The sequence below is a fragment of the Paeniglutamicibacter antarcticus genome, assembly GCF_039544305.1.
GTDB classification, from domain to species: domain Bacteria; phylum Actinomycetota; class Actinomycetes; order Actinomycetales; family Micrococcaceae; genus Paeniglutamicibacter; species Paeniglutamicibacter antarcticus_C.
This window is the reverse complement of record NZ_BAABLK010000028.1, coordinates 125,823-143,282: the sequence shown is the minus strand read 5'-3', so window position 1 is coordinate 143,282 and position 17,460 is coordinate 125,823. Positions and strand designations below refer to the sequence as shown.

Annotated in this window: 15 protein-coding genes; all 15 read right to left on the bottom strand. The window is 63.8% G+C overall.

Annotated features, from left to right (window positions below; all coding sequences use genetic code 11):
* Positions 1-14: 14 nt before the first annotated feature.
* The 15 genes from ABEA12_RS09650 to mraZ all read right to left on the bottom strand — a co-directional run bounded on the left by ABEA12_RS09650 (position 15) and on the right by mraZ (position 17,453).
* On the bottom strand, positions 15-548 hold the full coding sequence (locus ABEA12_RS09650; RefSeq protein ID WP_210101180.1) for a cell division protein SepF: 534 nt from the start codon (positions 546-548) through the stop codon (positions 15-17).
* Between the two features lie 159 nt (positions 549-707).
* Entirely contained in the window at positions 708-1,421 is a 714-nt protein-coding gene (locus tag ABEA12_RS09645; RefSeq protein ID WP_210101181.1) for a purine nucleoside phosphorylase YfiH/LACC1 family protein, read from the bottom strand.
* 38 nt (positions 1,422-1,459) lie between these two features.
* On the bottom strand, positions 1,460-2,632 hold the full coding sequence (gene ftsZ, locus ABEA12_RS09640) for a cell division protein FtsZ (RefSeq protein ID WP_210101182.1): 1,173 nt from the start codon (positions 2,630-2,632) through the stop codon (positions 1,460-1,462).
* A gap of 199 nt (positions 2,633-2,831) precedes the next feature.
* On the bottom strand, positions 2,832-3,587 hold the full coding sequence (locus ABEA12_RS09635) for a cell division protein FtsQ/DivIB (RefSeq protein ID WP_210101183.1): 756 nt from the start codon (positions 3,585-3,587) through the stop codon (positions 2,832-2,834).
* The gene (gene murC, locus ABEA12_RS09630; protein ID WP_210101184.1) at positions 3,587-4,987 is read right to left on the bottom strand and encodes a UDP-N-acetylmuramate--L-alanine ligase; all 1,401 of its coding nucleotides are present in this window, start codon (positions 4,985-4,987) and stop codon (positions 3,587-3,589) included. Before murC ends, ABEA12_RS09635 begins: the two co-directional genes overlap by 1 nt.
* 5 nt (positions 4,988-4,992) lie before the next feature.
* Positions 4,993-6,123, bottom strand: a complete 1,131-nt coding sequence (gene murG / locus ABEA12_RS09625) for an undecaprenyldiphospho-muramoylpentapeptide beta-N-acetylglucosaminyltransferase (RefSeq protein WP_210101185.1) — start codon at positions 6,121-6,123, stop codon at positions 4,993-4,995.
* Between the two features lie 36 nt (positions 6,124-6,159).
* Positions 6,160-7,458, bottom strand: a complete 1,299-nt coding sequence (gene ftsW, locus ABEA12_RS09620; RefSeq protein ID WP_210101186.1) for a putative lipid II flippase FtsW — start codon at positions 7,456-7,458, stop codon at positions 6,160-6,162.
* Between the two features lie 9 nt (positions 7,459-7,467).
* A complete protein-coding gene (gene murD, locus ABEA12_RS09615; protein WP_210101187.1) occupies positions 7,468-8,994 on the bottom strand; it encodes a UDP-N-acetylmuramoyl-L-alanine--D-glutamate ligase in 1,527 nt (508 codons plus the stop codon).
* Complete coding sequence (gene mraY / locus ABEA12_RS09610; protein WP_210101188.1) at positions 8,976-10,079, bottom strand: phospho-N-acetylmuramoyl-pentapeptide-transferase; 1,104 nt, start codon at positions 10,077-10,079, stop codon at positions 8,976-8,978. The genes murD and mraY overlap by 19 nt, the downstream gene beginning before the upstream one ends.
* On the bottom strand, positions 10,076-11,551 hold the full coding sequence (locus ABEA12_RS09605; RefSeq protein ID WP_210101189.1) for a UDP-N-acetylmuramoyl-tripeptide--D-alanyl-D-alanine ligase: 1,476 nt from the start codon (positions 11,549-11,551) through the stop codon (positions 10,076-10,078). The genes mraY and ABEA12_RS09605 overlap by 4 nt, the downstream gene beginning before the upstream one ends.
* A 13-nt stretch (positions 11,552-11,564) precedes the next feature.
* Positions 11,565-13,193, bottom strand: coding sequence for a UDP-N-acetylmuramoyl-L-alanyl-D-glutamate--2,6-diaminopimelate ligase (locus tag ABEA12_RS09600; protein WP_210101190.1), 1,629 nt, complete (start codon positions 13,191-13,193; stop codon positions 11,565-11,567).
* Positions 13,193-15,025, bottom strand: coding sequence for a peptidoglycan D,D-transpeptidase FtsI family protein (locus tag ABEA12_RS09595; RefSeq protein WP_210101191.1), 1,833 nt, complete (start codon positions 15,023-15,025; stop codon positions 13,193-13,195). The genes ABEA12_RS09600 and ABEA12_RS09595 overlap by 1 nt, the downstream gene beginning before the upstream one ends.
* A 96-nt stretch (positions 15,026-15,121) precedes the next feature.
* Complete coding sequence (ftsL, locus tag ABEA12_RS09590; RefSeq protein WP_210101192.1) at positions 15,122-15,853, bottom strand: cell division protein FtsL; 732 nt, start codon at positions 15,851-15,853, stop codon at positions 15,122-15,124.
* Between the two features lie 2 nt (positions 15,854-15,855).
* Positions 15,856-16,851 (bottom strand): 16S rRNA (cytosine(1402)-N(4))-methyltransferase RsmH, encoded by a 996-nt coding sequence (rsmH, locus tag ABEA12_RS09585; RefSeq protein WP_425571766.1) that lies wholly within the window; start codon positions 16,849-16,851, stop codon positions 15,856-15,858.
* A gap of 173 nt (positions 16,852-17,024) precedes the next feature.
* The gene (mraZ, locus tag ABEA12_RS09580) at positions 17,025-17,453 is read right to left on the bottom strand and encodes a division/cell wall cluster transcriptional repressor MraZ (protein ID WP_210102589.1); all 429 of its coding nucleotides are present in this window, start codon (positions 17,451-17,453) and stop codon (positions 17,025-17,027) included.
* Positions 17,454-17,460 lie beyond the last annotated feature (7 nt).

Below are 17,460 nucleotides of genomic sequence, written 5' to 3'. Positions count from 1 at the left end.
TCGAACCCTCGAACTTAGCTCTGGTTGAAGAACGTGGCCTGGTCTTCGGACTGTGTCTTGTCCTCGCCCAGGACCTCGACGCTCGAAGGTGACAGGAGGAACACCTTGTTGGTGACGCGCTCGATGCTGCCATGCAGGGCAAAGACCAGCCCGGCGGAGAAGTCAACCAGGCGTTTGGCGTCACCTTCGCCCATGTCCGTGACGTTCATGATGACGGGGATGCCATCACGGAAGTTCTCGCCAATGATTTTTGCGTCATTGTAGGAACGTGGATGAACGGTGGTGATCTGACGCAATGAAGAGTCCTCGTCCCGTGCTGAAGGTGCGCGCTTGATGGGTGTTACCGGAGCCCGGTATTCGTTGTCGATGACAGGACGTGCTGCCACTGGTGCTACCGGGGCAGGCTTTGCGGCGACCGGATCTTCACGGACGGGCTCGACAACTCGCACGTCTTCACGCGCTACGATGTCTTGCTTATCGGCCTCGAAGTTCTCGTCGCCTTCGGCGAGTCCCAGGTAGATCATTGTCTTGCGCAGTGCGCCAGCCATGGTCTTCTCCTTTTGATGGTGCGCGGTCGGTGGTCTACCGCACCGCAAGTCTCTCCGCTAACTCGACGCTACAGCACCATTTGGCGGTGCCGGAGGACATCGGCGCGTTTGCGGCGGTGTGTCGCCCGTGGGGCAAGGTTGCGCCGGTGCAAACACCATTCAGGCGTTGCCCGGGGTCTTCCAGATGAGCCCGGCCAAGCGGCCGGTGTCAGGGTTCCTGCGATAGGAGAAGTATTCATCCTGCTCCAAGGTGCAGGTCCCAGATTCGGTGACCGTCACGCCGAAGTCCCGGAGTTCCCGGGCTGCGGCTCCCGGCAGATCGAGTCCCGTGGTCCCCTGGCGGGTTTTCGATACGATGCCCGGGCGTTGTTGCCCGGCCTCCTGGGCCATGCCCCGCGGAACTTCGTAGCACCGCGCGCAGATCGCTGGACCGATCCATGCTTCCAGGGCGTTGGCCCCGGCAGCACGCATGCGTTCGACGGTGGAAGCCAGGATCCCGTCGAGCAGGCCGCGCCGCCCGGCATGGGCAACGGCACTGGTCGTCCCGTTTGCCCCGGTCCCTGCAAGGACGACCGGGACGCAGTCCGCGACCATGACGGCCAGCGGCTGCCCGGCATCGGCCGAGACCAGGGCGTCGCAGGTAGGGACCGATACCTCCGATGTCCCGTCGGGGGCATCGAGCACGGTGGCCGAGTGGACTTGGTTCATGTACCTGAACCGCTTCTGCCCCAGGCCCAGGTCCCGTTCCAGATCGCGACGCCGCAGCAGCACGGCTTCTCGATCATCCGGAACGTGGATGGCAAGGTTTCCTTCGGCAACCGACGTGAAAGCAATATGCACGCCGGGAGCCAGCATCGATTCGTATCGCAGCATGGTTGGCCTTGAAGGATCCCTTTCCGGTTTTCCCTGGTTTATTTGAGGAAGTCCGGAACATCCAGGTCGTCGTTCGCGGCCGAAAGGTCGGGCTCAACGATGGCGGGAAGTTCCTCGAAGCCCGGCTCCGCGGTGGCCAGTGCCGCATGGGCCTCTTGCCGTGGAGCGGCGGCGGGGGTCGCCGGGGCAACAGCGGGTGCCGCGGGCGCCGAAGACGATACCGAGCGCGGCACCTGTACCGGCGCCGGTGCGGCACTGGTTGCATCGACCTGGTCGAAGCCGGCAGCGATCACCGTAACCCGCGCCTCGTCGCCCAGGGCGTCGTCGATGACGGCGCCGAAGATGATGTTGGCTTCTGGGTGGGCGACTTCCTGGACGAGGCGTGCCGCCTCGTTGATCTCGAACAAGCCGAGGTCCGAGCCGCCCTGAATGGATAGCAGCACCCCGTGTGCACCGTCGATGGAGGCCTCGAGCAACGGCGAGGCGATGGCCAGCTCGGCGGCCTTGACCGCACGGTCCTCGCCACGTGCCGAACCGATGCCCATCAGCGCGGAACCCGCGCCCTGCATCACCGACTTCACATCGGCGAAGTCGAGGTTGATCAGGCCGGGGGTGGTGATCAGGTCGGTGATGCCTTGGACGCCGGAGAGCAGCACCTGGTCGGCCTGGCGGAATGCATCCAGGACCGAGACGTTGCGGTCGGAAATCGAGAGCAGGCGGTCGTTCGGGATGACGATAAGGGTGTCGACCTCGTCGCGCAGCGCCTCGATGCCGTTGTCGGCGCTGGTGGCGCGGCGACGGCCTTCGAAGGTGAACGGGCGCGTGACAACCCCAATGGTCAGCGCGCCGAGTCCGCGGGCAATGCGGGCGATGACCGGTGCGCCACCGGTACCGGTACCGCCGCCTTCACCTGCTGTCACGAAGACCATGTCGGCCCCGCGAAGCACTTCCTCGATCTCTTCGGCATGGTCTTCCGCTGCCTGGCGTCCAACGTCGGGGTTGGCACCGGCACCGAGTCCGCGGGTGAGTTCGCGTCCCACATCGAGCTTGACGTCGGCATCGCTCATGAGCAGTGCCTGCGCATCGGTATTGATTGCAATAAATTCGACGCCTCGCAGGCCAACTTCGATCATGCGGTTGACGGCGTTGACGCCACCACCGCCGATGCCGACGACCTTGATGACGGCGAGGTAGTTCTGTGGAGCTGCCACGTCCTGTTTCCCTTGTTCGATGTGCTGCTGACCGAGGAAGCTCAACCGGACCAACGTTAACCCTCAACTCGAAGGTTATAGTTATGTCAAGCAACCGCTGTTAAAACGTTATGTTTCGTAGTTCGTAGAAGCAACGACCAAGGCAGCGTGTTGCCCCTTAGTCGTTGATTTTTTCCGTAATTCTTCTATTGGCGGAGCATTAGCGGGCCACCGGGTGTCGCGGACTGGAAATGTCGTACACCTTGACCGGTGCCTCCTTGTCCTTTGGTGCCCCCAGAAGTGCGGCCAGGACCTCGGATTTGAGTGCCGACTGCTCGTCGTTTCCCCAAATCACCAGTGTTCCGTCCTCGAGCTTGAGCTCGACAAAGTCCTTGCTGGTGGCCGTTGCATGATCCACGCTCGCCAACAGCTTATCCGGTAGTTCCGAGAGAACGCGGGTGAGCATGGAAAAGACCTGGGGATCCTTGGTCACCGCCGAGGAGCGGATCGTGGGAAGCACCGGCTTGTCCTTCTTCCCCAGTTTCGCCAGAACCCGGCCGTCCGGGCCCACCAGAGAACGCTTCTTGTCCTCGAGCAGCACCGCCACAGGGACGAATTCAACGATCTGGACTTCGAGCGTGTTGCCCTCCCCCGTTTGCACGATGGCGTCCTTCACCACCGGCTCCCCGGCCAGCAGTTCCATCACCTTCCCCGTTCCGACCCGTGAGAGCGGGACACCGAGCAACGGTTCCAGGGAAGTCTCGATCTTCTTGTCGCTGATTAGGGTGTTGCCCGAGACGGCGATCGACTTGATCGCCAGGATCGGTGAAAACGTCAACACCAGCACCAACGCGATGACCATGGCGGCAACGACGCCTCCACCGATGAGCCACCGTTTCCTGGTGCGGGTGCCCTTGCCTTGGGGCAGGTCCAACACGTTGGATTCCGGGCTTCCCCCTGATTTACCTGGAACCATCAGCTGCCTTGGCGTTCTTCCAGGACCCCAAGGATCCTCTCGGCCTGCTCTGTGACGTCGCCGGCACCGATCGTCATGATGACGTCTCCCGCCTTGGCGCCATCGGCCAGCACTCCCGCGGCCTCGTCCCGGCCCACCAGCCCGCCTGCGGTGGTCAGCCCGCGGGTTACCAGTTCACTGGTCACCCCGGGGATCGGTGATTCACGTGCGGGATAGATTTCCAGCACGTGCACGGAATCGGCCTCGGACAGCGCCGCGGCGAAGCCTGCGTGGAGCTCCTGGGTCCTGGAGAACAGGTGGGGCTGGAACAAGACATGCACTGATCCCTCCCCGGCCACCGCGCGTGCTGCGTGCAGGGCGGCTTGGACCTCGGTGGGGTGGTGGGCGTAATCGTCATAGACCCTTACCCCAGCGGCTTCGCCGCGGAAGTCGAAGCGCCGTGCGGCACCGGTGAAGGCGCCCAGGCCGGCGGTTGCTACCTCCGGCTCCAGCCCGCAGTCCAGGCCCACGGCGAAACCCGCGGCGGCATTGAGCAGGTTGTGGTTCCCCGGCAGGGCGATCTCCAGCTCGGCTTCCTCTCCGCTGCCCCATTCCAGGGAGCAGGCGAAGCGGTTCCCGCGCGGGTGCGGGTCGGTCAGCCGGCGGTCCGCGTCATCGGCGAACCCGTAGGTCTGAACGCGCAGGTCCGGGCGCTCGCGGCGCATCCGCACCGCCAGCGCCTGCGAGCCGGCGTCATCGCCGCAGCAGATCAGCAGGCCTGATTCGGGCAGCAACGAGGCAAACTCGTAAAATGCCTGGTGCACCGCCTCGACGCTGCCGTAGTGGTCCAGGTGGTCTGCCTCGATGTTGGTGATCACCGTGACGTCCGGACGGTAGTTCAGGAAGGACGCGTCGGATTCGTCGGCCTCGGCGACAAAGACCCGGCCCTGGCCGTATTCGGCGTTCACGCCAAGGGAGACGATGTTCGCCCCGACGGCGAAGGTCGGGGAGATCCCGGCAGCGCGCAGCATGTAGGCAATCAACGAGGTCGTGGTGGTCTTGCCGTGGGTTCCAGCCACGGCGATGACCCGGTGACCCTCCATGGTCGAGGCAAGGCCCTCGGAACGGTGCAGGATGCGCAGGCCGCGGGACACGGCTTCGTCGTACTCCGGGTTCCCGGCCTTGATGATCGATGAGATCACCACGGTCTCGGCATCGCCGAGGTTTTCCGCCGCATAGCCCACCGCGATCCGCGCCCCGGCTGCACGGAGGTCATCGAGTACCGGCAGTTCCTTGGCGTCGGTTCCCGAGACGGCCAGACCGCGGGCCAGCATGAGCCGTGCCACCGCGGAAACCCCGACGCCGCCGATGCCCAAAAGGTGGACGTTGCCCAGGTCTTGAAGTGAGTGTAGTTCCTGCATGTGACTTAGCTCCCCGTGTTCGTGGTCTGTGGCGGTGTGGCCCCGCGCAGCGAATGGCGGATCATCTCCGCCATGGCTGCCGCAGCATCGGCCTTGCCCTGTGTCTTGGCCGCGTGCCCCATCGCGGTCAGTGCCTCGGCGTCCTTCAGCAGCGGGAGCAGCGTTTCGGTGAGGTACTCAGCGGTGAAGAAGGCATCCTCCACCAGCATCGCTCCCCCGGCAGCCACAAGGTCCGCTGCGTTCAGCCGCTGTTCCCCGTTGCCGATGGGCAGTGGCACCAGCACCGAGGGGGTTCCGGCCACTGCCAGCTCGCAGACCGTCCCGGCTCCGGAACGGGCCACCATCAAGTCCGCCGCCGCGTAGGCCTGGTTCATGGAATCCACGTACTCGACCTGCCGGTACCCCGGCGCGGCAAGCGGGTTTCCGTTGGCATCGAGCACCGCCTTGCCCCGGCCGGTGATGTGCAGCACCTGGACACCGGCCCCGGCGAGCTTTTCGAATCCGGCGGCGATGGTGGCGTTGATCGATGCGGCCCCGGAGGACCCTCCCGTGACCACCAATGCTGGTGCGTCCTCGGTGAACCCCAGGGCCTCGCGTGCCTGCCCGCGCTGGGCCGCGCGGTCCATGTTTGCCACGAATCCTCGCATCGGCATGCCCACCACCTTGGCGCCGCGCAGCCCGGTGGTGCTGAAGGCAGCACCGACGCCGGTGGCAAACCGTGCGCCGACCTTGTTCGCCAGCCCGGCCCGGGCGTTGGCCTCGTGGACAAAGATCGGCAGTTTGCGCTTCCTGGCCGCCAAGTAGACAGGGGTGCAGACGTATCCCCCGACCCCGAGCACCGCCTGGGCACCGGTGCCATCAAGGATGGCCCCGGCTGCCTTGAGCGCGGCGCTGAAGCGGAAGGGCAGCTTGAGCAGGTCCATCGAGGGCCGGCGAGGCATCGGCACCTTGGCAATGGTGGCTAGCTCGTAGCCGGCTTCGGGAACCAGTCGGGCTTCCAGGCCGTCGGGTGTTCCCACCACGGTGATCCGGATCTCCGGTTCCACCTGGCGCAGGGCATCCGCGATGGCGATCATGGGGCTGATGTGCCCGGCAGTGCCACCGCCGGCGACAACCACTCGAAGTGCGTCATTCATGGGGATTGGTGTACCACTTTCGGCTGGTCGGATGGCTTAGCGGGATTCGGGGGTTCCACGGCGTTTGGCAAGCAGTGCTGCGATCCCCCGTGGCGCTCCGGCCGGTTGCAGGCGAACGCGCTGCTCCCGGGCAAAGCACAGTACCACTCCCACTCCTAGGAAGGTGGCAAGCAGCGCCGAGCCACCGGAGGAGATGAAGGGCAGCGGGACTCCGATGACCGGCAACAGGCCGGTGACCATCCCGATGTTGATGAAGGCCTGGCCGATGATCCACGCGACGATGCCGCTGACTGCCACGCGGCCAAAGATCGTCCCGGTGCGTACCGCGATACGGTACATGGCCACGGCAAGCATCGCGTAGAGCACGACGACGAACAGGGTGCCCAGCAGGCCAAGTTCCTCCCCGAGCACCGCGAAGATGAAGTCATTCTGCGCTTCGGGGATGTGCGACCACTTCTGCCTGGATTGGCCCAGCCCGACGCCCAGCCAGCCACCGGAGGCCAAGGCATAGATGCCTTGTTTCGCCTGGTAGCAAAAATCCTGTTGATCCCCGCACTTGTCAAAGAGCCAGGCCATGATGCGTCCCATGCGGTTCGGTGCCAACAACACCATCGACACGATCCCGACCAGGCCCAAGACCCCCGCAAGGGCGAAGATCTTGGCGTTGGCTCCCCCGACGAACATGACCACTGCCAGGATCAACAGCAGGATCAGTGCCGTTCCCAGGTCCCGGCCCAGTAGAACCAGTCCGACGATCAACAGCCCGAAGGGCACCAACAGCGGGATGACTGCGTGCTTCCACTGGTGCATCAGGTTTGCTTTGCGTTCGACCACCCAGGCGCCCCACAGCGCCAGGGCTACCTTGGCGAACTCCGAGGGCTGGATGGAAAACGGCCCGATGAGGATCCAGTTCTTGTTGCCGTATATTTCCCTGCCGAAGAGCAGCACCGCGATCAGCAGCAACCCCGCGATCCCCAGTGCCGGCCATGCGAGCTTCTTCAGTGTCTTGGGCGGAACCAGTTGCATGCCAAACATGCACGCGACGCCGACCAAGGCCCAGAGCCCCTGCTTTGAAACGTCGCCGAAGGCCGACTTGTTCCGTGCGATCGCCTCGACCGAGGACGAGGAGAGCACCATGATCAAGCCCATGAAGGTCAATGCCAACGTGGCGCCAAGCACCACGTAGTAGTTGATCTGGGCACCACGAAGGGTGGGGTCCTCGATGCGGTCGAACCACTTCGAGACACCGCGCGCTTCGTGGCGCCGTCCGCGCGTAGGGCCCGAGGCGCCGGACTCGGCGCCAGCGCCGCGTGGGGTCCGGGATCTGCCGCTCACGGTTGCTCCTTATTCCTTGCTGTCTTCCCCCATGAGCGCACGAACCGCTGCAATGAATGCATTGCCGCGTTGTGCGTATGAGGAGAACTGGTCCATCGAGGCAGCTGCCGGTGCCATGAGCACCGTGTCCCCGGCTTGGGCAACATCGGCTGCCTTGTTCACCGCGCGGGCCATGACAACCGTGCCGGTGGCTGTATCCACTTCAGTTTCACCCACCGAAGCCATGATCACCGGCACTTGCGGTGCGTGTCGCCCCAGGGCTTCACGCAGCGCTGCGCTGTCCAGTCCGATGACGATTACGGCCTTGAGCCGTTTGGCGTTCGCCGCCACCAACTCGTCATAGGACACGCCCTTGGATAGGCCCCCAGCGATCCATATGACCGAGGAGAACGCGCCAAGCGACGCATTTGCCGCATGCGGGTTGGTGGCCTTGGAATCGTTGATCCACAAGATGTCCTCGCGCCGGGCCACAGCCTGGATGCGGTGGTCCCCGGAGTCGAAATCGGAGAGTCCCGCCGCAACCGCGGCGGGTTCGACCCCGTAGGCGCGGGCCAGGGCCGCGGCGGCCGCGGCGTTGGCGGCCGTGTGCCTGGGCACGACCTCGCCGATTTGATCCAGGGCAACCAGCTCTACCGCCGAGTTCCTTCGGTCCTCGATGAACGCCCGGTCAACCAGCAGATCCTCAACGACCCCGACCATCGAGGGGGACGGGACACCGGTGGTGAAGCCGATGGCCCTGCAACCCTCGATCACGTCGGCCGCTTCGACCATCGCCTCCACCACGGGCTCCTGTGCGTTGTAGATGGCTGCGACCTTGGTGCGCTCGTAGATCTTGGCCTTGTCGGCCTTGTAGTTCTCAAATCCGCCGTGCCAGTCGACGTGGTCCTCGGCGATGTTCAGCACCACCGAGGCCAGCGGGGAGATGCTGTGCGTGAAGTGCAGCTGGAAGGAGGAAAGCTCGACGGCGATGACATCGAAACCCTCGGGGTCCCTCACGGCATCCAGGATCGGGGTGCCCACGTTGCCGGCGGCGATCGCCCGAAGGCCCGCTGCAAGGAAGATCGACTCGGTCATCCCCACGGTGGTGGTCTTGCCGTTGGTCCCGGTGATCACCACCCATTCGGCGAGTTTGCGGCCCTCTTTTTCGCGGACCCGCCAAGCAAGTTCAATATCTCCCCAGATCTCGATGCCGGCTTCCGCCGCGGCGGCCAGCATCGGCTGGCGCGGGTTCCAGCCCGGTGAGGCAATGAGCAGTTGCGGAGCAAGCCCGTCAATGAGCGGCAATGTATCGGTGTGGTCGGCACCCAGGAGTACATCGGCTGCCCCGACGATCTTCAGGGTGTCGGCACGGGAACGGTTCACTTCACTGTCCGCGCCGTCGATGAGCACGACCTTGGCACCGAGTTCGATCAACGTATCGGCTGCGGAAAAGCCCGAAAGCCCCAGGCCGGCCACCACGACGCGAAGGCCCGCCCAGTCGGATTCCCAGCGGGTGAGGTGGTCAAGATTCGTGTGTGTCACAGTCCAACAACCCATTCGGAGTAGAAGATCCCCAGGCCGCCGGCCACGAAGAGGCCACCAAGGATCCAGAAGCGGACCACGACGTTCTCCTCGGCCCAGCCGGAGAGCTCGAAGTGGTGCTGTAGCGGTGCCATCTTGAAGACGCGCTTGCCGCCGGAGAGCTTGAAGAACCCGACCTGGATGATCACCGAGAGCGTGATCATCACGAACAGCCCGGCCAGCACGACAAGCAGGATCTCGGTGCGCGAGAGGATCGCGAACGCGGCAACGGCTCCGCCGATGGCCAGCGAGCCGGTGTCTCCCATGAAGATCTTGGCCGGCTTGGCGTTCCACCAGAGGAATCCGATCAATGCCCCGGAGAGGATGGCACCGAGCAATGCCAGGTCCATCGGGTCCCGGACCGTATAGCAGACGTTGGCTGCCACGTCAGTGCCGCATGCCTGGTTCTGCTGCCAGATCCCGATCAGCGTGTAGGCGCCGAACACCATGATGGCCGCGCCGGTGGCCAGCCCGTCCAAGCCGTCGGTGAGGTTCACCCCGTTGGTGGTCGCGGTGACTATGAGGTTTGACCAGATCACAAAGAGCACCAGGCCCACCATGGGCCCGGCGAAGGCCAGGTCGAAGTTGGTGTCGCGCAGGAAGGAGATCGCCGTCGAGGCGGGGGTCAGGCCGTTGTCGTTGGGGAAGTTCAGTGCCAGCACGGCAAAGGCGATTCCCACACCCGCCTGCAGCACGATCTTTTGATAGGCCCGCAGGCCCAGGGAACGTTTCTTGGCGATCTTGATGAAGTCGTCCAGGAAGCCGACAAGGCCCATTCCGGCGAAGAGCAGCAACAGCAGCACCCCGCTGGCGGTCACTCCCGCGGAGGGGCGGCCCATCATGTCCAGCACGCCATGGGTGACGAAGTAGCTCAGGATGACCGCGGTGATGATCACGACCCCGCCCATAGTGGGGGTGCCCGATTTCGTGGCGTGGCTGGTGGGCCCGTCGTCGCGGACAACCTGGCCGTATTGCCGGTGGGTGAGCAGGCGGATGAACAATGGCATGGCGACCATTGTGAAGACCAAGGCGATGCCGGATCCGATGATTAACGCAATCACTGTGCGCTTACCTCCTTTGCGGCGGGTGCCCCGCTGATGGTTCCGGCAATTTGGTCGCCCAAGAGCCGAAGGCCCGAGCCGTTGGAGGACTTGAACAACACAATGTCCCCCGGAAGCAGGTGTTCTTTCAGGATGCGTGCCGCGGCTTTGGAATCCTCGGCGTAGTACGCCTCGTCCCCCCAGCTGCCTTCGAGCACCGCTGAATTGTATGCCGCCTTCGCGCCGCGACCGACGACCAGGAGCTTCTTGATGTTCATGCGGACCGCGGCGCGGCCCAGCAGGTCATGTTCGTGGATGGAGTCCGCGCCGAGCTCAAGCATTTCGCCCAGCACGGCCCAGGTGCGCCGGGCTCCCCCGTTGGCCTGGGGCATGCCAAGTTCGGCCAGGGTGACGAGGGCGGCACGCATTGAATCCGGGTTCGCGTTGTAGGCGTCGTTGATGATGCTCACGCCGTCGGGGCGCTCGATCCGTTCCATTCGCCAGCGGCTGGAGGGGCCCAAGCCCTGTAGCACCGAAGCAATACGTGCCGGGGCAAGCCCAAGGTATTCGGCCACCGTCGCGGCGGCCAGGAGGTTAGCCACGTGGTGGCGGCCGATGAGCCCTGAGCGCACGGGATGCAGTGATCCGTCGGAGGCAACCAGCGTGAACACCGGGTGCCCGGATTCGTCGACGTCCAGGTCCCGGGCCCACACCCCGGCGCGGTCCTCGGACATACGCTGGACACCGAAGTACCGAACGGGGGCATTGCTGCGCGTGTTCATGGCGCGGACCAGGGTGTCGTCCCCGTTGAGCACCGCAAGCCCGGTGGGCGCGAGCGCCTCGACCATTTCGCCCTTGGCCTTGGCGATGTTCTCGATGCCGCCGAATTCCCCGGCGTGGGCCGAGCCCACACCCAGGACGACCCCGACCTCGGGGTGGACCATGTCGGTGAGATAGGTGATGTGACCGATGCCGGTGGCACCCATCTCAACGACGAGGTACTTGGTTTGCTCCGTTGCGCGGAAAACCGTCAGCGGGACGCCGACCTCCCCGTTGTAGGAACCCACCGGGGCGATGGTCGGGCCGAGTTCGGCCAGCAGCGCCGCAAGCAGGTCCTTGGTGGTGGTCTTGCCTGCTGATCCGGTGATGCCGATGACACGCAGGCCGTTGGAGGCCTTGAGCCGGCCGACGATTGCCGCGGCGATCTGTCCCATGGCATCAACCGCGTCAGGGACGATGATCGCCGGGTGGACGGTACCGTCCTGGGCATGGGTTACGCGCTCAGCAAGCGCCAGCACGGCCCCTTGCTTAATGGCGGCATCGATGAAGTGGTGCCCGTCGGAGGCTTCGCCGGGTTTGGCAACGAAGAGCCAACCGGTTTGGCAGGCACGCGAGTCGGTGTCGACACCGCGGACCAAGGTGTCGGCGCCCACCGTTGCAGTGGGTCGCCCGCCGGTGATTTCGGCGATTTCAGCAGGAAGTAGATCAATCATGGCTACTAGGACTTTACCCTTTGTTCTCGGGGTTGACGGAATCACGGGACGCGTCCAAGGGCCGGAAGCCGTTCTCCAGCAGTGCCCGGCGGAGCTCTTCGCGGTCGTCAAGTTCGATGTTGACCCCCATGACTTCCTGGAAGACTTCGTGTCCGCGTCCGGCCACCAGAATCGTGTCGTTCTCCCGCGCCATTGCTACTGCCGCGGTGATTGCGGAGCCCCGAGGATGGATCTGCAGGACCTGGGTGTCCAACCCGTTGACACGGATTTCCTCGCTTGCTCCGGCAGCCACCGCCTCGCGGATCGGGGCTGGGTCTTCGGAGTGCGGATCGTCATCAGTGACAATGACCACGTCAGCGTGTTTGGCAGCCACGGCACCCATGATCGGGCGTTTGGTGGCGTCCCGTTCACCGGTGGCACCGAAAACAACGATGACCCTCGAACCGGGGGTGCTCGAGCGCACCGAGGACAGTGCCCGGGCCAGCGCGTCGGGGTTGTGTGCGAAGTCGACGATGGCGGCAGGGGATTCGGCAATGACCTGCATGCGACCCGGGACTTGGACGGTCAGCGGGTTGGCGGCATCCAGTGCTGCCTGCATCTTGGTGACCTCGACCCCGGAGGCCAAGACCATCAACACGGCCAGTGCCGAGTTGGAGACATTGAAGTCCCCAGGCAGCCCGGTGAACAGGTCAAGGACCTGGCCCTGGGCTCCGCGCAGTTCAAAACGGTGGCCGAGCCCGGCGGCAACGACGTTGCCCACGGTCCAGTCAGCGTTGGGGTTGGTGGCGTCGGTGGACAGCGTCCAGACCTCGGCGGTGGCCTTGGCAGCCATATCCCGGCCCCATTGGTCATCGACGGTGATTACGGCGCGGTCGCTGCGCTCCAAGTCGAAGAGCGCGGCCTTGGTGGTGAAGTACTCTTCCATGGAGCCGTGCAGGTCAAGGTGGTCCTGGGTGAGGTTGGTGAAGCCGGCAACGGCGAAGCGCAGCCCGTCGACCCTACGGTAGGACAGGGAGTGCGAGGAAACTTCCATGGTTGCGGCGTCGACCCCGAGTTCCGCCATCTTGGCCATCAGCCCGTGCAGTTGCGGCGCTTCGGGGGTTGTCAGGATGCTGGGGATCGGCTGGTCCCCGGCGGCGATCTCGATGGTTCCCACCAGGCCGGTTTCCCTCCCCAGTGCACGCAGCACGGCCCGGATCATGTAGCTGGTGGTGGTCTTGCCGTTCGTCCCGGTCAGTCCAAAGAGTTCCGGGCATGTCTCGTCGGTCCCGTAGACAAGGGCGGAAAGTTCTCCGATGACCTCACGCACGTCGTCGGCCAGCAGCACGGGCAGTCCAAGTGCGGAGGAGGTCGCTTCGCCCTCGAGGTCCGTAAGGATCCCCGCGGCGCCCGCTTTTGCGGCCGCCTGGGCGAATTGCGCCCCGTGGAAGCGGGCGCCCGGCGCGGCAATATACAGGTCCCCGGGGAGCACCGCCCGGGAGTCCATGCAGATCCCGGTGACAGTTTGCCCGTCGTCTCCGATGATGGTTGCCCCGCGTCCGGTCTCGTGCAAGTACTCGAGCATGGCCCGCAGCGTGGTGGTCCGCTTGCTTGCAGGACGAAGCAGGGCTTCGGCGGCGCGGGGTGTCAGGGCTTCAGGCATTACCACGATTTCTTTTGTTCGGATCCGATGAACACGTCATAGTCCTTGGGCTTTGAATTGCTCGGCGGAACGTTGTAGGCGTTCAGTGTCTTGCTCATGACTTCGCTAAAGGTGTCTCCCACCGACCACGACTTCCAGTCGCCCTTGGGCCGGTACATGGTCACGACAACAGAGATCTGCGGGTCATCCAAGGGGGCGACCCCGGCGAACGAGCTGGTGTAGCCGTCGTATCCGCCGGAGGGGCCTGCTGCCTGGCCGGTGCCGGACTTCCCGCCGACGCGGTATCCGGATACTGCCATCTTAGTGCCGGTGCCCTCCAGAACCACAGTCTCCATCATCCGCAGCATCTCCTTGGAGGTCTTCTTGGAGACGACCCGCTCGGTCTTGGGCGCCGGCGGCTTTTCGATGCTGCCGTCGGGGTTGATGTAGGAGTCAATCAGCGTAGGGTCGATGCGCACCCCGCCGTTGGCGATCGCCTGGGTGATCTGTGCGGTGTGCAACGCTGTCTGTGTGTAGGCCTGACCGAACATCGTCGCATACTGCTGGCGACGCTCCCAGGTCTCCGGCGGCGCCAGGATTCCTTGGCTGGCTCCGCTGAGCCCGATGTCAATAGCCTTGCCCAGACCCAGCTTCCGCATGTATTTGTAGCGGGTTTCGTTGCTCATCTTGTTGCCAACCATGACCGTGCCGGTGTTGTAGGAGCGGGCGAAGATCCCTGCCACCGTCATGTCGTAGGTCGGATGCTTGAGCGAGTCGTTGATAATTTCCTTGTTGATCGTGTAGGCATGGGGCACCTTGAAGGCATCAGTCGGCTTGACCACGCCTTCCTCGAGAGCTGCGGCGAACGTGGGGACCTTCCCGGTGGAGCCCGGTTCGAAGGCGTCGGTGATCGATGCCGAGGTGCGGAATCGCGCCTCGGTGGCGCTGGGATCGTTGGGATCAAGCTGGTTCGAATCGCCAATGGCGATCAACCGCCCGGTCTTTACCTCTTCGACCACCACCGAAACCCACTCGGCGTTGAACTGCTTTTGCTTCTTCAACGCCTCTTCCTGGGCAATAAACTGGATGTCCCCGTCGGTGGTGAGCTTGATGTCCTGTCCGTCGATGGCAGGGACCTCGGTCATCTCGGCCACGGGAATCCTCACCCCGTCGGCTCCGATCTCAAAGGTGCGCTTGCCCGCGGTCCCCCTCAGGCGCTTGTCCTGGCTTAGTTCCAGGCCTTCTGCACCCTGGTGGGACTGCTGGTCCTTGGAGTTCATCACGAACCCCAGCAACGGGCCGGCCACCACCCCGTTGGGGTAGAGACGCTCGCTGCGCAGCTGCCCGGTCAGGGTGGGGATACGCAATTCCATCACTGCGTTGCGGACCTCGGGGGTCACACCCTTGGCGACAATGGAGTAGGCGTTTTTATTCGCTCCCGGGTCGCCCACGACGGCGGTGCGCACGGTGTTGACGTCCTGGTCCAAAATCCCGGCCAGTTCCTCAACGGCACTTTCGATGCTGACCGTTTCGCGGGTGGCTCCACCGGTGGGCTTCTTGCGAACGATCGGTTTGTCCGCTTCGACCTTGCGCTGGTCGATGACCAGGTCGTAGCGATCCACGCTGGTGGCCAGGATAGTGCCACGCGTATCAAGGATCTGCCCGCGCTTGGGCTGGGTCTCCTGGACCCGGGTGCGGTTGTCGACCGCAACGGCAGCCACGGCCTTGGCGTTCAGGGATTGGACGAACAGCAGGCGGCCGCCGGTGAGCATCAAAAGCACCAGGGAAATCGCTACGACCATTCGCAGGCGCAGCTTGATCGTTCCGGCGGTGGTTGGGGATTCTTTTGACATACGGTCCTCAGCTCATGCCGGGTAGGCGTGGTCGTGCGTGCGTGCTTGCTTGCTTGCTTGCTTGCGTTCGGCCAAAGCGGCCACTGGCTCAGGTTACTACTGTCCAGGGGCCTTCAAGCTCGGTGCGGGGATGGTTCCGCCATTGAGCTCGGTCTTGGCAAAGGAAGGCCGCGATCCATCTGTAGTCGCAGGCTTCTGGGCCACTTGGCTCTTCGGGTCTGGAACCTTTTCGGCCTTGGGCGCGACGGCCTTTTGCCCGGTTGCCTTCTCAACACCCTTGGACGGTTCCTTGGCGGCAACCGGGCGCTCAGGGCTGGCAGGGGCTTTCAGGGTCCCGCTCTTGGCCTCGTTTTCCTTGCTCGGCTTCTCAGCCGCGGTCGGCGTGCCGGAAATCTTTCCGGATTCCAGGTCAATGGCAGCAGGTGCTCCGGGTTTGACCATGCCCAATTCGGCAGCCTTCTTGGCAATCACCTGCGGGGCGCCCAGGTACAGGGCTTCCTGTCGCAGCGCCTCGTTTTCCTGCGACAGCGCACGTTCCTGCCCACGCAGTTCCACTGCCTTGTACTGGCCGTTGGCAATGGACACATTGATCAGCAGTACCGCGATCACCGAGGCGATGATCATGATGAAGATGGAGACGAGGAACGGCACCTTGCGCCTGGCTTCGAGACCGGGCACCACAGAAAGCGTGGTGCGACTCCTTACCGTCGATTCTTCCGGGCGCGAGGCAGATATCGGGGCCGGCGCAGCGCTGAGGGCGTTGGCGCCCTGGATAGCGGTTCGCTGCGTGACGCGAGTATGTACGCGGTTAGGTATCCGGTCGCTCATGCTCAGCCCCTCTTCATGATGCGTTCGACGGCTCGCAGCTTCGCCGAGGCCGCCCGTGGATTTTGCGCTATCTCTTGGTCCGTCGGTTTCTCGGTACCTCGTGTGAGGACCTTGTATTGGGCCTTGTGTTCCTCAAGCTCGACGGGGAACCCCACCGGGGCGGAGGACTTGGACCCGGCGGCAAAGTGCCGTTTGGTGATCTTGTCCTCCAACGAGTGGTAACTCATCACCACGACGCGTCCGCCTACATGCAAGGCCCCCATGGCGGCGGGAATGGCCCGCTCAAGCACGTCGAGTTCCTCGTTGACTTCGATGCGAAGCGCCTGGAAGGTTCGTTTGGCTGGGTGCCCCCCGGTGCGGGCGGCCGCGCCGGGAACGACGGAGCGGATCGCTGTGACAAGTTCTTCGGTGGTACTCAATGGCTTGGTCTTGCGCGCTTCGACGATCGAGGAGGCGATACGTCCGGCGAACTTTTCCTCACCCCAGGAACGGATTATCCGCACGAGTTCGGTTTCGCTGTACTCGTTGACGATATCGGCTGCAGTAGGACCGCGAGAAGTGTCCATGCGCATGTCCAACGGAGCATCGTAGGAGTAGGCGAAGCCGCGTTCGCGTTCATCGAGCTGCAAGGAAGAAACCCCGAGGTCGAAAAGGACGCCGTCGATTCCGTCAAAACCGAGGTCGGCGACAACGTCGGCGATTTCGTCATAGATCGCGTGGACCAGGTCTGTGCGGTTGGCATATGGCTTCAGCCGCTCGCCAGCGAGGGCCAACGCCTGCTCGTCGCGGTCAAGACCAATGAGGTGGATGTCGGGAAAACGCTGAAGCAGTGCTTCGGCATGACCCCCCATTCCCAGCGTGCAGTCAACAACAACGGCGTGCCCACGTGCTACGAGGCCGGCTTCAATGCCAGGAGCCAAAAGCCCGACGCAACGATCGAGCAGTACCGGAACATGACGTTCCGAGGCGGAACGCCCTGCTGCTCCGTCAATATTCACTGCTCCCCCTTTCACGTGGTCATTTGTGCCTCATATATTGGCTGAGATCAGATCCCCCTCCGACCCGATACTGCCCAGCCTGGCTCCGGGGAAGTGGAGCCAGGTTGCACATGCACGGGCGGCTGGAGATCTCATCCAAGCCACTGTCCGGATTTCTTGCCATCGTGAAATGGCTAGGAACCCGGAAGTACTTCGTCATCCGTTTCGGAGAACGCGTTCTCCTGTTCGTCGAGGTAGGCATTCCACGCCGTGGAATCCCAGATTTCGACCCGGTTTCCCGTGCCGATCACCGAGACTTCCCGACCCAACCCCGCATATTCGCGAAGCATGGAAGGAATGGTGACTCGACCCTGCTTATCCGGCAATTCATCTGAAGCACCGGAGAGGAAAACACGTGCATAGTCCCGTGCCTGGCGTGATGAGATCGGAGCCTGGCTCATTTGCTCATGCTGTTTCTCAAATTCACGTTGGCTAAAGACGTAGATGCAGCGTTCCTGGCCACGGGTCAGGACCAGCCCATTGGCTAGTTCCTCACGATATTTGGCCGGGAGGATCAATCGCCCCTTCTCATCCAAACGCGGCGTATACGTTCCAAGGAACACACAGACC

Coding starts and splice junctions, on each gene's coding strand:
- ABEA12_RS09600 (WP_210101190.1), bottom strand. CDS start 13,193: ATGCCTGAAGCCCTGACACCCCGCGCCGCCGAAGCCCTGCTTCGTCCT.
- ABEA12_RS09650 (WP_210101180.1), bottom strand. CDS start 548: ATGGCTGGCGCACTGCGCAAGACAATGATCTACCTGGGACTCGCCGAA.
- ABEA12_RS09645 (WP_210101181.1), bottom strand. CDS start 1,421: ATGCTGCGATACGAATCGATGCTGGCTCCCGGCGTGCATATTGCTTTC.
- ABEA12_RS09635 (WP_210101183.1), bottom strand. CDS start 3,587: ATGGTTCCAGGTAAATCAGGGGGAAGCCCGGAATCCAACGTGTTGGAC.
- ftsL (WP_210101192.1), bottom strand. CDS start 15,853: ATGAGCGACCGGATACCTAACCGCGTACATACTCGCGTCACGCAGCGA.
- murD (WP_210101187.1), bottom strand. CDS start 8,994: ATGGGTTGTTGGACTGTGACACACACGAATCTTGACCACCTCACCCGC.
- murC (WP_210101184.1), bottom strand. CDS start 4,987: ATGCAGGAACTACACTCACTTCAAGACCTGGGCAACGTCCACCTTTTG.
- ABEA12_RS09605 (WP_210101189.1), bottom strand. CDS start 11,551: ATGATTGATCTACTTCCTGCTGAAATCGCCGAAATCACCGGCGGGCGA.
- ABEA12_RS09595 (WP_210101191.1), bottom strand. CDS start 15,025: ATGTCAAAAGAATCCCCAACCACCGCCGGAACGATCAAGCTGCGCCTG.
- murG (WP_210101185.1), bottom strand. CDS start 6,123: ATGAATGACGCACTTCGAGTGGTTGTCGCCGGCGGTGGCACTGCCGGG.